Raw genomic sequence first — 18,198 nt, 5'->3', positions numbered from 1 at the left:
AGCTTCCCGCCTCGAACGAATCCGAGGCGCGGAAGATGCGCCCTGCAAACAGAAGGGGCGGCGCTGGAATGGCGAAGGGAGCCGCGGGCAATCCTCGCGGCCTTACCGGACTTCCCTGAAGCAGGTTAGCGCCGGTCCTCAGGCCGTCTCGGTCCGCAGCGTCACCGGGTGCTCGCGCAGCCACTCCTGGCAGCGGCGGATGCGCTCGGCGGCGGCGGGCAGGCCCATGGTGGTCAGCAGCTCGCGGTAGGGCTCGAAGCTCTCCGGCGTCCAGGCGGTGAGCGCCTTCAAGTCGGCCAGCATGACCATCTCCTCGGGCGAGCGGCCCACGGCCTCCTGCCGCGACGTGAGCAGCGCAGCCAGCGTCATGCGCGCGGGCTCCGCCTCGAAAGCAATGGCCGTGTCCATGGCCGCCGCGCGGGTGGCATCGTCGGCGGAGGCATCCTTCGCCTTCTCGCGCAGGCGCTCCAGCAGTCCCGCGAGGAAGTCCTCGTCGAGCGCGCCCTTCACCGCCCGCATCAGCGTGCTCACCGCCTCGCGCCGCGTCTCCGCCTCGGCATCCCGTGGCAGCGACTTCAGCGCCTGCATGGGCTCCCAGAGGACGCAGGTGAGCCACAGCTCCTCCTCGGGCGCGAAGGCCGCCGGCGACGCGGGCTCACGCATCCGCGCCTCCACGCGGGCGGCGCGCTCCCTGGCCTCGCGGGCGATGCGCTCGGCGATTCCGGGGTCCGACTGCACGTAGCGCAGGAGCGCATCCACGTCACCCCCACGAGCCTGCTGGAGGGCGTCGCGTGCCTCGGGCGGCAGCGTCTCCTCGGCGAAGCCGCCCGCGAGCGCCTCGTACTTCTTCACCAGCTCGGCGTGCTTCGCGCTCCACTCGCGGAACTGCACGTCGAACACCACGTCCAGCACCGGGATGTCCTCCGGGCGCGCACGGCCGAGCCGCTTCGACGCGGACGCGAACAGCACGCCCACGCTCAGGGCCAGCCGGTCCGCCTCGGAGCGCCCCGGCTCGGCGGCACGCGCCAGCAGCACCGTCCCCAGCTCCTCCAGGAACGCGGGCGTCCCCAGCTTGCGCACCGTGCCCACCAGCAGCTCGCGCCGAGCGCTGGTGGCGTCCTGCCCTTCCTTGTCCGCCAGCCGCGCCAGCTCGGGGCCCACGTGGTCGGCGAAGGCCTTCGCGTCGAAGCGCAACCCCGGCGCGGGGCCCCACTCCGTCAGCAGCGCGCCCAGCCGCACGAGACACCCGGACAGCCGGGACGTGTCGGGGTCTCCGAGCACCTCCATGGCCTTCTTGAGGTCCTCGGCCAGCGGGTGGGGCGTGGGGGGCGGCGGCGCGGCCTTCGCCCGGTCCTCGGCGGCGTGGCAGACCTTGTACTTCTTGCCGCTGCCACAGGGGCACGGGTCATTGCGGCCGGGCTTCTTCGAGCTCAAGTGTTCCTCGCGAGACGGGGACGAGACGCGCGCACCGTATCAGGTGGCCTCCGGAAGCACGCGGGAAGCGTGCGCCCTCTGTCCCCTCCCTGAAATCTCGCGGGCCCGGGTCAGCCCTGCTTCTTGGGGCCTCGCGGGCGGACGAGCTGCTCGTAGGGTGGCAGGTTGATGACCGTCTCCGTCGCGTGCAGGTAGGCGTTCCGGAGTTCCTCGGCCGTCTTCCAGTAGGAGAGCATGAGCAGCTGGTCGTCCGGGTCGGCATCCTCGCCCGCTGCCTCGGTGGATTCCTCGAGCTGCCGGAGCTCCGCGTCGACGGCCTGGATGGCCATCATCAGCGCGCGAGCCCCCACCTCGGCCGTGCCCGTCGAGTGGCTCGGCACCCCCACGTCGAAGTCCGAGGTGAACTCGACGCGCTCGTCCTTCGTGAGGTCGGGCGTCTGCTCGCGCCCGCTCTCAGCGGCGCGGACCGCCGCTTCCATCACCGAGACCACCGCCAGCGCCTGCGTGCTCGTCACCGGGTTGCGGTCCGAGTTCCTCAGACTGTCGCGCAGCATGGCGTAATACCGGAGATAGTTCCCCGGAGGCGCCACCGTCGGTGTCCCGTTCCGGGCGTCCCCCGTCAGCAGCAGCCCGGGCGAGGGGTCCAGACCCCAGCCGGCGGAGCCGGGCCGCTTCCCCGCGCGCAGCTGCTCCTCCTGGGTGTCCATCCCGTACTTGAGCCACGAGCCCTTCGTCCCGTGGACCGCGAACCGGGGCAGGCCGCCCGACACCAGCATGGATGCCTGGAGCACGACATGCCTGCGCGGGTAAACGAGGGTGACCTGGCACCAGTCATCCACCTGGGCCCCGTCGCGGTGCCGGGCCAGCTGCGCGTGCACCTTCTCTGGCAGGCCAAACAACTGCAGCGCCTGGTCGACGAGGTGCGGTCCCAGGTCCTGCCAGACGCCCGCGCCCGGCACCGCCTGCTCGCGCCAGCGCTGGCGGACCTCCGGGCGGAAGCGGTCGAAGCGCGACTCCAGATGCGTGACACGCCCCAGCAGGCCCTCGGCAATCACGGTCCGCAACGCGAGGAAGTCACTGTCCCACCGACGGTTGTGGAACACGGACAACGAGACCCGCTGTTTCCGGACCAGCGCCCACAGCACGCGGGCCTCCGCCAGCGTGACGGTGAAGGGCTTGTCGACGACGACGTGCTTCCCCGCCCGGAGCGCGGCCTCGGCCAGCGGGGCATGGCTCTCGTTGGGCGTGGCGATGACCACGAGGTCCACGTCCGGGTGCGTGGCCGCCTCCCGCGCGGACGCCACCACCGTCGCGCCCGGCACCTGGGCCCGCACGGCGTCCGGCTGGCTGGAGGCGACGACGCGCAGCTCCAGTCCCTCCGTGGCCTGAATCAACGGAGCATGGAAGGTCCTGCCCGCGAAGCCGAAGCCCAGCAGCGCGGCGCGGACCGGCGGGGCGGATGGCGGATGTGCGCTCATATCGGTGCGGGAGAGCATACCGTCACGGCACGCTGGAATTCCCTGAATGCGGGGGTAGCATCTGACCTCCCCCCTCGGAGGAAGTGCCACCATGCGCCTCACCCCCCTCGCACTGCTGCTGCTGTCCAGCCCTGGCCTCGCCGCGGTGAAGAACGTCTCCACCGTCGCCCAGCTCCAGACAGCGCTCTCCTCCGCCCAGGCGGGAGATGAGATCATCCTCGCGGACGGCACGTACAACGTCGGCGCCAACCTGAACTGCCGGGCGGAGGGCACCGTCGCCCAGCCCATCATCGTGCGCGCGGCGAACCGGCACGGGGCTCAAATCCGGTTCAACGCCCTGGAAGGCTTCATCGTCACGGGCCGGCACTGGACCTTCGACGGGCTGGACGTCGAGGGCGTGTGCGCCACGGACAGCGCCTGCGAGCACGCGTTCCACGTCACCGGCCACGCGGAGGGCTTCGTCCTCCGTCACAGCCGGGTGCGGAACTTCAACGCCCAGCTCAAGGTGAACGCCACGAGGAATTCCAGCGGGGTCTACGAGATGCCCCACGCCGGCCTCATCGAGCACAACGAGCTTTATGACACCCGCGGCCGGAACACGAGCAGCCCGGTCACCAAGCTCAACATCGACACCGGAGACGACTGGGTGGTCCGGGACAACTACCTGCACGACTTCGCCAAGCTCGGAGGCAATCTCATCTCCTATGGCGCCTTCATGAAGAGTGGCGGGAAGCGCGGTGTCTTCGAGCGCAACCTCGTCATCTGCTCGAAGGACGTCGCGCCCGCCGGGGACGCACGTATCGGCCTGTCCCTCGGCGGCGGAGGAACCGGGAACGCCTTCTGCGCTCCCGCCTTCGACGCGGGCGTGGCCTGCGACCCCGAGCACTCGGATGGCATCCTGCGGAACAACATCATCGTCAACTGCTCGGACGTCGCCATCTACCTGAACAAGGCGGCCAACACGCAGGTGGCGTTCAACACCCTCGTCGGCACCAACGGCGTGGACTACCGCTACGCGTCCTCCACGGGAGAGGCGCACGGCAACGTCCTGTCCTCGGTGATTCGCGGCCGCGACGGCGGGAAGTTCAACGCGGGCACCAACATGATGAACGTGGCGACGGCCACCTGGAACAACTGGTACCAGGCGCCGTTCAACGGGGACCTGCGCATCAAGGGCAGCGTCTCGAACCTCATCGGTCAGGCCGCCCGGCGGGCCTCGGTGACGGACGACTACTGCGCGCGCCCCCGGCCAACGGGGACGCAGCACACCCTCGGCGCGCTGGAGCACTCGCTGGGCGACTGCGACGGCGGCACCGGCAAGCCGGGGGACGCTGGCACCAGCACGCCGGTGGACGCCGGTACCGGCACGACGGGGGACGCTGGCTCCGGCACGGATGCAGGCACGGGGACCGGGACTGACGGTGGCTCCACGGATGGCGGACGGGATGCGGGCACCGGCGGCCCGGTGGTCAACCCCGGCGGCGAGAACCCCGACGAGGGTGGGAAGTCGGACAGCGGGGGCGGCTGCAGCACGGGCCTGGGCTTCACCGCCCTCCTGCTGCCGCTGCTGGTGCCGCTCGCCCGGCGCCGCCGTCAGCGGAGCGCCTGACAAAAAAGCGACGCCGCCCGTCGAGGAAAACGGGCGGCGCCGCTGCGAGGGCCGCGCGGTCCAGACGCCATGGGAAGTGGGAAGGCGCCCGGCGGTCCGCGGCCCCCGCGGACAACAGCTCAGGTGTGGTGGTGCAGGCTCTCCACGAGGTACGGGTCGCCCGCCGGAATCATCGGCGCCGAGCGCACCGCGCGCGTCACCGCCAGCAGGAACAGCCCGCCCACGCCCACGATGCCGGCCAGTTCGTACAGCCCCAGGCCCGCTCCGTCCGGCATGTTCGCCGGAGCCACCATCAGGTGCAGGTCCAGCCAGCGGCCCGCCAGGAGGATGGCCGCCACGCGCAGCAGGTGCGCCGGGTTGCGCTTCGCCGGCCGAGGCAGCAGCAACACGAAGGGCAGCGCCCAGTTCAGCACGATGTTCAGGTAGAACGGCACCGCCCACCCGCCGTGCATGCGCGGGATGAAGTACGCCGTCTCCTCCGGGATGTTCGCGTACCAGATGAGCAGGAACTGCGAGAACCACAGGTACGCCCACAACGTGGCGAAGCCGAACATCAGCTTGCCCAAATCGTGCAGGTGGCTGGTGTTGAGCTGCGGCAGCGCCCCCGCGCGGTGAAGCAGGATGGCGGCCACGGTAATCGCGCACACGCTGGAGCTGAGCAGCCCCGCGAAGTTGTAGAGCGCGTAGATGGTGCTGAACCAGTGCGGCTCCAGGCTCATCAGCCAGTCGAACGCCGCCAGGCAGAACGTCAGCCCGAAGAGCACCAGGAACACCGCCGACGTCGCCACGTTGCGCTTCGTGAGCGCCTCCGTGCGCTCCGTGTCCTGCTTGAGCGAGTTGCGCCGCAGCAGCCACGTGAAGCCCACCCACAGGGCCAGCATCAGCACCATGCGGATGCCGAAGAACGGCACGTTGAGGAAGGCCGCCTTCTTGTGCAGCAGGTGGTCGGTCTCCATGACTCCCGGCCGCGCCCACAGGTACAGCTTCGGCGCGAAGGGCACCAGCGCCAGCAGCGGCGCCGCGCCCCAGGGCACGTACGCGGAGAACGCCTCGGGGATGCGCTTGAAGACGGTGAACCAGCCCGCGTTGGCCACGTACATCAGCGCCAGGAACACCGCGCCACCCAGACCCAGGCACAGGAAGAGGAAGCCGCTGGTGAGCAGGCTGGACAGCGCGCGCTCCGGGTACAGGGCCAGCCCCGCCCCCAGCGTGCCCAGGCCCACCACCGCGGCCACCAGCGCCGCGCGGCGCACGCCCGCGCCCACTTCGAAACCTCCGCTCGAACCGGCCGGAGGCGCCTCATGCACGTGGGAACTCATGGCACGTCCTTCCGCGCCGTCCGCGCGGGGTTCTGCAACGTCCGGATGTAGTGGACCAGCTTCCACCGGTCCTCCGGCGCCACCTGCGAGCCGTGGGCCGGCATCAGCCCCTGGCCGTGGGTGATGATGTGGAAGATCTGCCCGTCGGGCAGGCCCTTCGCGTGCTCGCCGAGCAGCGACGGAGGCATGGGGAAGCGCGCCGTCACCAGCCCGTCTCCCAATCCGCCCGAGCCGTGGCACGGGGTGCAGTAGCGCTGGAAGGCCACCTGCCCCCGCGCCAGCACCTCCGGCGAGGCGGGGTACGGGTTCTTCAGCTCCCGCCCCGCGCGCGCGGCCTCCTCCGGCCCCGAGGCCAGGTGCAGCGGCTTGAAGCCGCGAGGCACCGTGCCCTTCGCCGGCCCGAGCAGCGTCTTGCCGTCCGGCGTGTTCGGGTTGGGCGCGAAGCTGTCGTACGGCACCGAGGACACCATGTCCGGCGCGTACTCGTAGTTGGGCCGCGTCTCGTCCTGCTCGCAGCCGGCGGTGGCGAGCCCCAGCGCCGCCAGTCCCAGGAGTGCCTTTCTCACGACGCCACCTCCACCCGGGCCGTCTCCACCGCGCCGTGCCGGCGCAGCACTTCTTCCGCGGCGGCCAGCTCCGTGCCCGGCGCCACCGCGATGGCGAACCGGTCATCCGTCACCCGAGGCAGGGCCGCGCGCTTGCTGCCCGGAAACAGCTTCGCGCGGAGGAGGAAGGCCGCCACGGTCGTCAATGCCGCGAACAGCACCGTCAGCTCGAAGGAGACGGGGATGAACGCGGGGAACGAGTTGAACGGCTTGCCACCCACGTTGAGCGGCCAGCTCACCACGCTGGTGTACAGCTGCAGGGACATGGCGAGCGTCGCGCCCGTCAGGCCGGCGCCGAAGCACACCCAGGTGAGGCGGCTGGGCTTCAGGCCCATGGCGTCATCCATGCCGTGCACCGCGTAGGGCGTGTACACGTCGTGCAGCGCGTGGCCGGCCTCGCGCACGGCGCGGGTGGCATCGAGGACCTTCTCCTCGCTGTCGAAGTAGCCGATGAGGACGGAGGCGCTCATACGGGAGCATCCTTTCGGGTGACCAGGGCCAGCGCGGGGGCGGCCATGGGGCCCTGGACCGCGGGCAGCGGCTCGGGAGCGGAGTGCGCGGGCTTGCGGGGCTCGGCGTCGACCGGCACCTCGGCGCGGGCGAAGCCGAGCACGCTCTTCACCTCGCCGATGGAGATGATGGGCAGCACGCGCACGAAGAGCAGGAACAGGGTGAAGAACAGACCGAAGGTGCCGATGAACGTGCCCACCTCCACCATCGTCGGCGTGTACATGGACCAGCTGCTGGGCAGGAAGTCGCGGTGCAGGCTCGTCACGATGATGACGAAGCGCTCGAACCACATGCCCACGTTGATGACCAGCGACAGCACGAAGATGGCCGCGGGCGACGTGCGTATCTTCTTGAACCAGAACAGGTGCGGCGACACCACGTTGCACGTCACCATCGTCCAGTAGGCCCACGCGTACGGACCGAAGGCGCGGTTGAGGAAGGCATAGCGCTCGTACTCGTTGCCCGAGTACCAGGCGATGAAGACTTCCGTCCCGTACGCCAGCGACACGATGCCACCGGTGACGATGATGACCTTCGTCATGTTCTCCAGGTGCCGAATCGTAATCAGGTGCTCGTAGCCCAGCACCACGCGGGTGATGATCATCAGCGTCAGCACCATGGCGAAGCCGCTGAACACCGCGCCCGCCACGAAGTACGGCGGGAAGATGGTGGTGTGCCAGCCGGGGATGACGGACGTGGCGAAGTCCATGGAGACGATGGTGTGCACACTGAGCACCAGCGGCGTCGCGAGCCCCGCGAGCAGCAGGTACACCGTCTCGTAGCGGCTCCACGTCCGGTGCGAGCCCGTCCACCCCAGCGACAGCACCTTGAAGACGGCCTTGCGGATGCCCGCCTTCGCCCTGTCACGCACCGTGGCCAGGTCCGGGATGAGGCCCACGTACCAGAACACCGCGGACACGGTGAAGTACGTGGAGATGGCGAACACGTCCCACAAGAGCGGCGAGCGGAAGTTCACCCAGAGGCTGCCGCGGTCATTCGGGTACGGCAGCACCCAGAAGGCCAGCCACGGGCGGCCCATGTGGATGACGGGGAAGAGCGCCGCGCACATGACGGCGAAGAGCGTCATCGCCTCGGCCGCGCGGTTGATGCTGGTGCGCCACTTCTGCCGGAAGAGGAAGAGGATGGCGGAGATGAGCGTGCCCGCGTGGCCGATGCCCACCCAGAACACGAAGTTGGTGATGTCGAAGGCCCAGCCCACCGTCTTGTTGAGGCCCCACACGCCGATGCCCGTGCCCACCTGGTAGGCGACGATGCCGGCGCCGGTGCCGAGAATCGACACCGCTATCGCGAAGGCCGCCCACCACTTCCACGTGGGCGGGCGCTCCATGGGGGCGCAGATCTCCTCGGTGAGCTGGCCCAGGGTGCGCGCCTCGCTGACGAGCGGCTCGCGCAGCGGGGACAGATGCTGGTGGCTCATGTTCCGCTTCCCGACCCGGTGTTCCGGATCTTCGTGAGGTAGGTGATGGACGACCCGATGTTCAGCTCCTCCAGGAGCCGGAAGGCGCGGCCGTCCTTGGACAGCTTCGCCACGGTGCTGGCCGGGTCATTGAGGTCTCCGAAGTGGATGGCCTTCGCGGGGCAGCTCTGCTGGCAGGCCGTCTGCGCGTCGCCGTCCTTCAGTGGGCGGCCCTCGCGCTTCGCAGTGGCCTTGGCCTCCTGCACGCGCTGCACGCACATGGAGCACTTCTCCATGACGCCGCGGCTGCGCACGACGACATCCGGGTTGAGCACCATGCGCTCCAGCGGGTCGTCGTGCTTGTAGTCGAACCAGTTGAACCGGCGGACCTTGGTGGGGCAGTTGTTGGCGCAGTACCGCGTGCCCACGCAGCGGTTGTAGACCTGCTGGTTGAGCCCCTCCGTGGAGTGCACCGTGGCGAGCACCGGGCACACCGTCTCGCACGGGGCGTTCTCGCAGTGCTGGCACATCAGCGGCTGATGCACCACCTGGGGGTTGGCCTCGTCGCCCTGGTAGTAGCGGTCCACGCGCATCCAGTGCATCTCGCGGCCGCGCAGCACCTCGTCGCGTCCCACGCTGGGGATGTTGTTCTCCGCCTGGCAGGACACCACGCAGGCCGAGCACCCCGTGCAGGCGCTCAGGTCCACCGCCAGCGCCCAGCGGTGGCCCTTGTACTCGTGGCCGGACCAGATGGAGAGCGGGTGCTTGTCATTGCCGCCGCCGTGTCCCCCCTCCACCTCGTTGCCCGCGCGCGGGTTGGCGAGGAAGGCGGCCAGCTCGGCCTCGCGCACGTGCGGACGGCCCTCCAGCCGGTGGTACGTCTGGGTGAGCGCCAGCGGCTGCTTCTCGCCGGTGGCCTCCACCGCCACGCCCGGCACCGCGCGCCGCACGCGGCCTTCCACCAGCGCGGCCAGCGGGTAGCCGTTGGCGCCGATGCCGTCCGCGACGGCGCCCGCCTTCGTGCGGCCGTAGCCCACCGCCACCGCGATGACGGAGGGGTGCACACCGGCCTGGACGAGCACCGGCAGCGACACCGACCTGCCGCCCACGGCCACCCGCACCACCGCGCCGTCCTCCAGGCCCAGGGCCTTGGCGCGCGCCGGGGCGATGAGGGCCTGGTTGCCCCACGTCGCCTTGGTGATGGGGTCCGCCACCTCCTGCAGCCAGGCGTTGTTCGCGGGCGCGCCGTCACGCACCGCCACCGTGGGGTACAGCACCAGCTCCCACTCCACGGACGGGTGCGCCACGCCGGCCAGCGCCTTCGCCAGCCCGTCCTCACGGAAGGCCGGGGCCTCCACCGTCGCCGAGGACAGCGTCACCACGCCCCGGCGCACGGCGTCGTCCCAGAAGGCGCCGAAGTCCTGCCCCGCCGCGCCCGCCTTGGGGAAGACCTCCGCCTCCCAGCGCGAGCGCAGGAAGTCGTAGTGCGAGCGGGCCGCGCCCGCCCACGTGAGCAGCGACTCCACCACGCTCCGCGTCTCGTGCAGCGGGGCCACCGCGGGCTGACGCAGGGACAGCACGCCGCGCCGGGGCTCCGCGTCGCCCCAGGACTCCAGGGCGGTGGAGTCCGGCGCGTGGTAGCGCGCCAGGGTGGCCGTCTCGTCCAGCCGGTCGTTGGTGGCAACGGTGAGGGGCACGCCCTTGAGCAGCGCCTCCAGCTCCGCGCCGCGCGGGTCCGTGTACGCGGGGTTGACGCCGAGGAAGAGCACCGCGCCCACCGCGCCCGCGCTTACCTCCGCCAGCAGCTCGCCGTAGGACAGCGCGTCCACGTCCAGTGCCAGGCCGTCGGCCAGGGACACCGTCGTGCCCTCGTTGCCCAAGAGCGCGTTGGCCGTGCTGGCCAGCACCTGCGAGGCCACGTCGTCACCGCCGCACACCACCAGCGCGTGGCCCCGCTGCGCCCACAGCGCGTCCGCCATCTCCTCGATGGAGGACTCCGCCAGCGTGGGCGGAGGCAGCAGCGCCAGGGCGGGCACCGTGCGGCCGGCCTTCACCGCCAGCTTCCGCACCAGCGCGCCGAGCGCGGGCGCCAGGTCCGACGGAGCCACCGGGAAGCGTCGGTCCGCGGCGGCTCCGGTGAGCGTCATCACCGGCTCCACCTGGAAGTGCCGCGCCATCTCCCGCTTGCCCGCCGCGTCGCGCCCCTCGACGTACTGGCGCGTGAAGGCCACTGGCGACACCCAGGTGCCCAGGAAGTCCGCGCCGAAGCTGACGATGACCTTCGCCTGGTCGAACCGGTAGTCCGGCACCACGCGGGCGCCGTGCGTGACGCGGTAGGCGTCGCCGATGGCGGCCAGCTCGCCCAGCGGCTCGTAGCGCACCGTGCGCGCCGTGGGGTACGCGGTGAGGAAGCGCCGCACCGCGGCCTCGGCCGTGGGGCCCATCACCCAAGGCAGCACCACGCGGATGGCCCTGCCCTCCTCGGACGCCTTGCGTAGGCCCTCCGTCACGCCCGCGTCCAGCGCCGCCCAGGTGGTGCGCTTGCACGACAGCGCCGGGAAGCGGGCGCGGCTGGCGTCATAGAGCGAGAGCACCGACGCCTGCCCCACCGCGCACACGCCGCCGCGGGACACGGGGTGCTCGTCGTTGCCCTCCACCTTGATGGGGCGGCCGTCGCGCGTCTTCAAGAGCAGGCCGCACTGGGCGCTGCACCCGCCGCAGGTGGACGCGTACCAGAGCGCCAGGCCCGGAGTGACTTCGTCCGGCCGGGCCACGTAGGGGATGACCTTCTGCACCGGAGCGCGGTTGCAGGCGACGAGGGCCGCCGTGGCGCTCAGGCCCATCATCTTGAAGAAGTCGCGGCGGCTGCTGGCGTCCGGTGGGGCGAAGGCGGTGCCCACCGGCAGCTCCTCGGCGAACTCGTTCCGGGCCTGCTCGAGGACGCCGGGGTCGCCCGCGCGCTCCGCCAGGCTCTGCCAGTACTTGGGAAGGGTGTCGGACATGGCGGGGGTACCTCAGCGGTGACAGCTGGAGCAGTCCGTGGGGGGCTGCAGGATGCGGGGCTCCTTCAGCGGCGCGGGCGGCGGCGCCCCGGTGGACATGGCGAGCAGCTCGCCCGAGCGCGGCGCGGAAGGCGGGAGCGCGGACACCTGCGCCGCCGCCGTCTCGCGGTGGCAGTCCAGGCACCAGCCCATCGTCATCGGCTCCACCTGCTCCAGGCGCACCATCTCCTGCACCGGGCCGTGGCACGTCTGGCACTTCAGCCCCGAGGTGACGTGGCTGGCGTGGTTGAAGTACGCGTGGTCCGGCAGGCGGTGGACGCGCACCCACTCCAGCGGCTTGTTCTCCGCCACCGAGGCGGCCACCTTCTGGATTTCGGGCGAGTCCTTCTTCACCTGCGTGTGGCAGTTCATGCACACGCTGGAGGACGGCACGCCGGCGTGGCGGCTCTTCTCCGCGCCCACGTGGCAGTACTGGCAGTCCAGCTCGTACTGGCCCGCGTGGACGGCGTGGGAGAAGGCCACGGGCTGCTCGGGCATGTAGCCCTGCTGGTTGTTCACCGGGCCGCTGCACCCGGCCAGGGCCAGGGCGGACAGCGCGCCCATCCAGCCGGTGGCGCGGGCGGAGCGCGAGGTGCGAGTCGAGGCGTCGTTCATGGCGGTGGGCCCCCACTTCAGCGGGCGGTCCCCTCCCGGGGCGTGGCGAGCATCGGCGTGTCGTCGGTGGGGCTCGGCGCCAGCGCCACGGCCACCCCGCGCCGCGCGCGGACGAAGGGAGCCACGGCCAGCAGCGCGAAGCCGGACAGCGTGTGGAGCTGGAAGACGAGCGGCGTCTGGGCCATCAGCGACGCGTCCGGCTGGAAGGCCATGAGCGAGCGCAGGTACGGCACCGACACGTGCAGGTACCACGCGGAGCCCCAGCGCAGCGCCACCGCGATGTGCACGCCGGTGAGCACCTGCGCCAGCAAGAGGCCGAGGAAGCCAGCCATCACCCACTGGCCCTCGCGGGCCCGGCGCAGGGTGAGGCTCAACAGTCCCCAGCCCAGCAACATGCCGCCGATGAGGCCCACCGCCTCCAGCGTGAAGAGGCGCGCGGGAGACGCGTTGAAGGCCTGCATCGCGCGGGGCGCGGCCAGCCCCAGCAGGTGGAGCAGGGCCACGGTGGCGCCGCCGGCCAGCACGGCGCGGCCCGCGGGAGTCCAGGGCTCGCGGCTGCCGCGGGCCGGAGTGGAAGAGCGCGTCACCCTGCGGTGAACCCCGCCCGCCACGGCCACGCCCGCCGCCGCATAGGGAATGAAGGAGAAGAAGAAGGAGTCGCTCACGGGAGGCCTCGCTCGAGCAGCGCCGTCAGGGGTGGTGCGGGTCCTTCCCGCGCGGTCCCCAGACGAGTCCGATGAACCCCAGCGCGACGGCCAGGCCGACGATGCCGAGGTAGAAGAAGTCCCTGTCCTGGCGCGGCTTGCCGCCATCACGCGAGGCATCCGCCAGGTACGCCTTCACCGCGTACTGCTCCTCCTCGGTGAGGGGCGCCTTCGCGTACAGCGGCGCCATCAGCGGCGTGTCCAGCTTCGCCAGCAGGGGCGTCAGGCCGCGCTCACCCTTGCGCGCGAAGGCGAAGGTGAGGTTCGGCCCGAGCGTGCCGCCGCCGGCCACGCCGATGCCGCGCACGTCGTGGCAGCCGATGCAGGCCGGGCCGCCGTGGGTCAGCGGCTCGCTGCCCTCGAAGAGCCGGCGGCCGCGGGCCACCTCCTCCTGCGTGGCGTCCGTGCCCATCTTCGCGGCCGGGGACGGCTTGCAGGCGCCCTTCCCCTTCGCGGCGCAGTCGCGGAAGAAGGCGTAGAGGCTGGCGCGCTCGGTGTCGTTGAGCGACTGGTCCGGCATCCGGATGCCGTTGAACTTCTTCAGCAGCTCGTTGGCCACCGGGTCGCCCGCGTCGATGAGCGAGCCCGGGCTCTGGATGAAGCGGGTGACCCACGCCTCATCGCGGCGCTCCAGCACGCCGTGCAGGTCCGGGCCCACGCGGTCGCCCTCGCCCACCGAGTGGCAGCTCGCGCAGCGCTGCGTGAAGAGCTGGGCGCCCTGCGGAGCACCCTGGGCCAGCGCGGCGGGAGCCGACAGCATGGCCAACAGCTGAACGACGGGAACGAACCGGTGCGCCGGGCGCGGCCGTCCACCCTGGGCTTGAGTCCGCATCGCTGCGTGCCCCTCCTCGCGGGGAGGCCGGGCTCATTGCCCGGCACGCGGAGGCACGACTGCAATGCGAGGGCCAGACTGCCTGGAAGCGGACATCCAGGCGGGCGCGCGTTGGAGGCGGCCGAGGCCGCGCAGCATTTGCGCCGCGCGGCCCGGGCGAGCGCAGCATTTTCCCGGCGGGCCGCGCGTTACGGCGTGTTTCGGTGAATCACATCGCGGTGGTGGTGAACACGCCGCGGCCGATGGCCATGATGCCACCGATGATGAGGAGCAGCGTCACGCCCACGCCCGCCAGCGGCAGCGCGAAGTTGGGCTGCGGGCGGCGGCGGTTGACGGACATGGACACCTGCGCGACGACGGCCGCGAGCACCATCATCACGATGTGCCCGATGAGCGCCGGGTAGTAGAAGCGCGTCACCAGCACGAGGATGCCGAGCAGCACCTGCAGGTGCAGCAGCCCGGCGAAGGAGGCGCCCAGGATGCGGCCGCCCTTGTCGAAGGGACGCTTCGTGGCGAGCCCGAAGGCGAAGTAGCCAATCGCCAGCACGCCAGCGAGCAGCACCAGGTAGCGCAGCCCGGAGTGGGCGTAGAAGAACATTCGGTCCATGGCCCCGCTGCTTAGCAATGCCCGGGGCGGCGCGCACGTTTCACGCGCGTTTCATGGAACGGCTCAGGTCGGGTCCGGCCTGGGCGTCTTCTTCGTGCTGGGCGGCAGCGGCGGCGCGGAGATGAGCTCCTGGGGCGGCAGCTCGCCGGTGAGGCTCTTGAGGAAGGCGACCAGGTCGTCCACCTCGGCGTCCGTCAGGTTGCGCGCCAGCTGGTGCTTCGCCATCAGCCGCACCATGGTGGGCAGGTCCTGCACGCTGCCGTCATGGAGGTACGGGCCCGTCTTGTCCACGTTGAGCAGCGTGGGCACGCGGAACTTGCCGCGGTCGTCCTCGTTCTTCGTCGCGTCGAAGCGGCCGGCGTCCTTGAGGCCCGGGTAGTCCTCCACGAGGCCGAGCTTCTGGAAGGAGGTGCCCCCCACCGCCGGGCCGTTGTGGCACGTGGTGCAGCCGGTGGTGGCGAAGAGCTGGAGGCCGCGCTGCTCCTGCTCGGTGAGGGCGCCGTGCTGGCCCGCCAGGTACTTGTCGAAGCGCGAGGGGGTGGTGAGCTTGCGCTCGTAGGCGGCGATGGCGCGCGCGGCGTTGGCCAGCGTCACCGGCTTCTTGTCGCCGGGGAAGGCCTCGCGGAAGCGGGCGGTGTACTCGGGGATGGAGGACAGCGTGGCCACGACGCGCTTCTCGTCGGGCATGGCCATCTCCACCGGGTTGAGGATGGGGCCCTGGGCCTGCTCCTCCAGCGTCGCCGCGCGCCCGTCCCAGAACTGCGCGATGTGGCCGGCGGCGTTGTAGACGGTGGGCGAGTTGCGGCTGCCCTTCTGCCCCTTGTGCCCGTCCGACAGCGGCTTGTTGTCCACGCCGAACGTCGTCAGGCCGTGGCAGGTGTTGCAGGACACGTCGTGGTTCTTCGACAGGCGCGGCTCGAAGTAGAGCATCCGGCCGAGCGCCACCTGGGCCTCCGTGTCCTCGGGCGCAGGCTTTGCGTCCTTCGGTGGAGGCAGCGGCAGGAAGAAGTGCGCGAGCTGCTCCGGCGTCATCGGCTTGGACGCGGGAGGCTTCGCCGCTGTCGGCGCGGCCACGGGCGCGGCGGCCTGCGTCGGCGCGGACTCCGGCTTCTCTTCACACGCCGGGAGCGCACCGGCGCCGAGAGCGGACAGTGTGAGCAGCGGAAGAAGGCGGGTTCTGCGCATGGAAGGCTCTCTACAGTGGGTCGGGGACGAACGCTAACAGCAAGGATGCAGGATGCGTTCCGGGAAGCGGCGCCGGATGTCACGCCGGCTTCAGGCATCCATCAGACCATACCGGCCTGGGAGCGCCATTCCGCTCGCCAGGGGCACGGACAGGCGGGCTGCGCCTGCAAGCACGCGGGCGCGCGACTACCTCCCATTTCCTGGCTGCTTCCGGTGTGCCACCCGGAGTTCCGGGGCACGCAGCGGGGCATCGAGCGGCGCATGGCGCGCCGGCACGGAGGATGGATGCGGGACGAACGCGGCGGTGGACCGGCGGAAGAGGTGGAGGTGCTCGTCTGCCGCAAGTGCCTCATGCGCGGTGGCGCGCGGGCCGGCGGTATGGACCTGCCGCGCTGGCTCCAGGGTGCCTTCGCCGAGCGCGGCCTGTCCGAGCAGGTCCGCGTGCTGCCCACCGGCTGCATGAACCAATGCCCGCGCGGGCGCGTCACGGTGCTCGTCACCAGCGGCGACGGCCGCGGTGGCGCCATGATGCTGGTGGACCCACGCCTCCAGCGCGAGCAGCTGGTGCAGGCCGTCGAGCGCCGGGCGCGAGGCCCCATCGCCTCCGAGCCCCCTGCCCCCATCGGCGATGAGCGCGGCACCGTCGAGTCCGAGCGAGGCGGGGTTCTCCAGCGGCCCGCTCCCGCCGAGGGCACCGTGCCCGTCGAGGACGGGCGCGGCGACCTGACCTAGCACCGGCTCCCGGTACGACGGGGACGGTGCCCCACCCCGCCCGTTCAGGACGAGCGGGGTGCTCCGCGCTGGCGCCGGGGCTCGGGCAGCGGACGTCTTCTCGGGCACGCCCGCTCCGAAGACGAAGCGGTCCGCCAGGTACGCCACACCGAGCCCCACGGCCGTCCCCGCCGCGTCCCAGATCAGGTCCCTGGCGGAGAAGCCCCTCCCCCACTGCGCGTCGTACAGCTCCTTGCCCAGCCCGACGCCCATCGCGAGTCCCGCGCCGGAGAGCCACCGCGCCCGGGGCTCCTCGAAGAGGAGCGCGCCGCCCCCGTAACCGGCAATCGCCAGGCCAGAGCACACGGCGAGGTGATTCCGCTTGTCCCTGTCCCACCACTTGTCATCGGACGCCGCGCTCGCGGAGAACCTGGCGGGGAGGACGAGCAGCGCGACGAGGACGGGCAGTGGAACCGGGCGCATGTCCAATCATGTAGCACCCCACGAGCCGTCCAGGTCCTCTGCCTGGGAGTGAAGGCACACCGCTCGTTTTGTGCGTTTTCGAGACGCGGCCCGCACATCATCCTATGCTCCGGGTCGCGTGAACCGACTCGGTCCCCAGTTCACCTTCGAGAAGCAGCCGCGCCGCCATCCCGGATTGGATGGGGCTCGCGGCCTGGCCGTCATCGCCATGGTGATGGGGCACACGCTGGATGCCCTGCTCGCGCCCGCGTCGCGCGCGCTGCCGTGGGTGCAGCACTACTGGGCCTTCCGCGGCGTCACCGCGCCGCTGTTCCTGCTGGTGAGCGGCTGGGCGGTGGTGGCGGCGCTGGGGACGAAGCCCTCGGCGGCGCGGGACATCTACGGCCGCCGGGTGCGGCGCGCGTTGCTGCTCTTGTTCCTCGGCTACCTGCTGCACTGGCCGGGCTGGGCCGCGGTGCGGGGCATGGGGTGGACGGAGCAGATGCTGTCGCACGTCCTGTCCTTCGACGCGCTCCAGTGCATCGGCTTCGCGCTGCTGTTCGGCTCCACGCTGCTGGCGCTGGCGCCTGCGCGCTGGGGACGTGGGGTGGTGCTGCTCGGGCTGGCGGTGGGCGTGCCGCTGGTGAGCGCGGCCATGTGGCGCCTGGGCGCCGGGCTGCCGGGGCCGGTGCAGCAGTTCATCGGCAGCGCGGAGGGCAGCCGCTTCCCGTTCTTCCCGTGGGCGGGCTTCTTCTTCGCGGGCGCCTTCGCGGCGCACGTCTTCCACCTGCTGCGTCCGGGCTGGCCGCAGGGGCTGGCGCTGGTGGCGCTGGGCGCCGGGTTGCTCGGGCTCACGCACTGGCTGCCGTCGGACTGGAGCCCGACGAGCCCGTGGATGGTGGCGTACCGCGTGGGCCAGGGGTTGATGGTGCTGGGCGCGGTGAACCTGCTGCCCCAGCGCGTCAGCGGACTGCTGGCCCCCTTCGGGCGGCTGTCGCTGTGGATCTACGTCCTGCACCTGCCGGTGGTGTACGGCTGGGCGGACATCGCCGGCCTCGCCGGGCGCGTGGGCCCGCGGCTCGGGGTTCCCGCCGCGATTGGCGTCGGCGTGGCCCTGCTCCTCGCGTGCGCGCTGGTGGCCGGCGCCGGGCGCTGGCTCCGCGAGCAGGCGCGGCCCTGGCGCGCGGGCTCCACCACGCTCCAGGCCAGCATCGGCGGCAGCAGCCGCGTGAGCCCCCGCACCTGAGCGCGCGGCGGCTCAGTGCCGCCGTGGCTCTTCGGTGAACTCCGCGTCCACCTCGGCCTGCGCGTCCCCGTGCTTCGAGCGTGACGCCGCTCCGGGGCCCTCGTCGAACGTCCCGCTGGAGCCTCCGGCGAACGGCCCACCGGCGAACGGCCCACCGTGCGACGACGTGGTGAACCCACCGAACCCACCCCCGCCGAAGGTGGTGAAGCGCACGGAGCCGTCACGCACCCGCCGCTCCAGCGCGCGCCGCAGCCGCGCGGCCACGAAGCGGCGCGTGGGCGGAATCAGCAGCAGCAGGCCCACCACGTCGGTGAACACGCCGGGCGCCACGAGCAGAGCGCCGCCCACCAGCACCAGCGCGCCGCTGAGGATGCCCTCCTCCGGCACCTGGCCCCGGGCCATGGACTCACGCCAGCTTCGCAT

16 protein-coding genes are annotated in these 18,198 nt (G+C 71.6%); 3 read left to right on the top strand and 13 right to left on the bottom strand.

The window, feature by feature from the left end; translation table 11 throughout:
* Positions 1-138 precede the first annotated feature (138 nt).
* A complete protein-coding gene (locus HG543_RS38240) occupies positions 139-1,434 on the bottom strand; it encodes a YecA family protein (protein WP_169349862.1) in 1,296 nt (431 codons plus the stop codon).
* Between the two features lie 110 nt (positions 1,435-1,544).
* Positions 1,545-2,912: a Tsi2 family anti-toxin gene (locus tag HG543_RS38235; protein ID WP_211194428.1), complete on the bottom strand. Its 1,368-nt coding sequence runs from the start codon at positions 2,910-2,912 to the stop codon at positions 1,545-1,547.
* 91 nt (positions 2,913-3,003) lie between these two features.
* Between HG543_RS38235 and HG543_RS38230 the strand changes: the two genes are divergently transcribed.
* Positions 3,004-4,521, top strand: coding sequence for a chondroitinase-B domain-containing protein (locus tag HG543_RS38230; RefSeq protein WP_169349861.1), 1,518 nt, complete (start codon positions 3,004-3,006; stop codon positions 4,519-4,521).
* A gap of 119 nt (positions 4,522-4,640) precedes the next feature.
* Here the strand turns inward: HG543_RS38230 and HG543_RS38225 are convergent, their stop codons facing one another.
* The 10 genes from HG543_RS38225 to HG543_RS38180 form a co-directional block, all read right to left on the bottom strand.
* The gene (locus HG543_RS38225; protein ID WP_169349860.1) at positions 4,641-5,840 is read right to left on the bottom strand and encodes a hypothetical protein; all 1,200 of its coding nucleotides are present in this window, start codon (positions 5,838-5,840) and stop codon (positions 4,641-4,643) included.
* Positions 5,837-6,406 carry a c-type cytochrome gene (locus HG543_RS38220; RefSeq protein ID WP_343073538.1) on the bottom strand — a complete coding sequence of 190 codons (570 nt, stop codon included), beginning with the start codon at positions 6,404-6,406 and terminating at the stop codon, positions 5,837-5,839. The genes HG543_RS38225 and HG543_RS38220 overlap by 4 nt, the downstream gene beginning before the upstream one ends.
* Positions 6,403-6,915, bottom strand: coding sequence for a DUF3341 domain-containing protein (locus tag HG543_RS38215; protein ID WP_169349859.1), 513 nt, complete (start codon positions 6,913-6,915; stop codon positions 6,403-6,405). The genes HG543_RS38220 and HG543_RS38215 overlap by 4 nt, the downstream gene beginning before the upstream one ends.
* A complete protein-coding gene (gene nrfD, locus HG543_RS38210) occupies positions 6,912-8,393 on the bottom strand; it encodes an NrfD/PsrC family molybdoenzyme membrane anchor subunit (RefSeq protein WP_169349858.1) in 1,482 nt (493 codons plus the stop codon). Before nrfD ends, HG543_RS38215 begins: the two co-directional genes overlap by 4 nt.
* Complete coding sequence (locus HG543_RS38205; RefSeq protein WP_169349857.1) at positions 8,390-11,374, bottom strand: TAT-variant-translocated molybdopterin oxidoreductase; 2,985 nt, start codon at positions 11,372-11,374, stop codon at positions 8,390-8,392. Before HG543_RS38205 ends, nrfD begins: the two co-directional genes overlap by 4 nt.
* Before the next feature lie 12 nt (positions 11,375-11,386).
* Positions 11,387-12,028 carry a cytochrome c3 family protein gene (locus tag HG543_RS38200; RefSeq protein ID WP_169349856.1) on the bottom strand — a complete coding sequence of 214 codons (642 nt, stop codon included), beginning with the start codon at positions 12,026-12,028 and terminating at the stop codon, positions 11,387-11,389.
* A 17-nt stretch (positions 12,029-12,045) separates the two neighbouring features.
* Complete coding sequence (locus HG543_RS38195; RefSeq protein ID WP_169349850.1) at positions 12,046-12,693, bottom strand: respiratory nitrate reductase subunit gamma; 648 nt, start codon at positions 12,691-12,693, stop codon at positions 12,046-12,048.
* Positions 12,694-12,718: 25 nt separating this feature from the next.
* Positions 12,719-13,564 (bottom strand): c-type cytochrome, encoded by an 846-nt coding sequence (locus HG543_RS38190; protein ID WP_169349855.1) that lies wholly within the window; start codon positions 13,562-13,564, stop codon positions 12,719-12,721.
* A 208-nt stretch (positions 13,565-13,772) separates the two neighbouring features.
* Complete coding sequence (locus tag HG543_RS38185; RefSeq protein ID WP_169349854.1) at positions 13,773-14,171, bottom strand: hypothetical protein; 399 nt, start codon at positions 14,169-14,171, stop codon at positions 13,773-13,775.
* A gap of 63 nt (positions 14,172-14,234) precedes the next feature.
* The gene (locus HG543_RS38180; RefSeq protein WP_169349853.1) at positions 14,235-15,356 is read right to left on the bottom strand and encodes a cytochrome-c peroxidase; all 1,122 of its coding nucleotides are present in this window, start codon (positions 15,354-15,356) and stop codon (positions 14,235-14,237) included.
* Between the two features lie 285 nt (positions 15,357-15,641).
* Here HG543_RS38180 and HG543_RS38175 point away from each other — a divergent pair, with 285 nt between their 5' ends.
* Together HG543_RS38175 and HG543_RS38170 are read left to right on the top strand one after the other, a co-directional pair.
* A complete protein-coding gene (locus HG543_RS38175) occupies positions 15,642-16,088 on the top strand; it encodes a thioredoxin domain-containing protein (RefSeq protein ID WP_246357583.1) in 447 nt (148 codons plus the stop codon).
* Positions 16,089-16,668: 580 nt separating this feature from the next.
* Positions 16,669-17,775: an acyltransferase family protein gene (locus HG543_RS38170; RefSeq protein ID WP_343073537.1), complete on the top strand. Its 1,107-nt coding sequence runs from the start codon at positions 16,669-16,671 to the stop codon at positions 17,773-17,775.
* 12 nt (positions 17,776-17,787) lie between these two features.
* On the opposite strand, the gene HG543_RS38165 is transcribed toward HG543_RS38170, so the two are convergent.
* A partial coding sequence (locus HG543_RS38165; protein ID WP_169349851.1) for an FxsA family protein occupies positions 17,788-18,198 on the bottom strand: 411 nt, incomplete at its 5' end.

This window comes from Pyxidicoccus fallax, from assembly GCF_012933655.1.
GTDB lineage: Bacteria > Myxococcota > Myxococcia > Myxococcales > Myxococcaceae > Myxococcus > Myxococcus fallax.
Note: the sequence above shows the minus strand (reverse complement) of the source record. Positions and strands in the feature narration are given on the sequence as shown.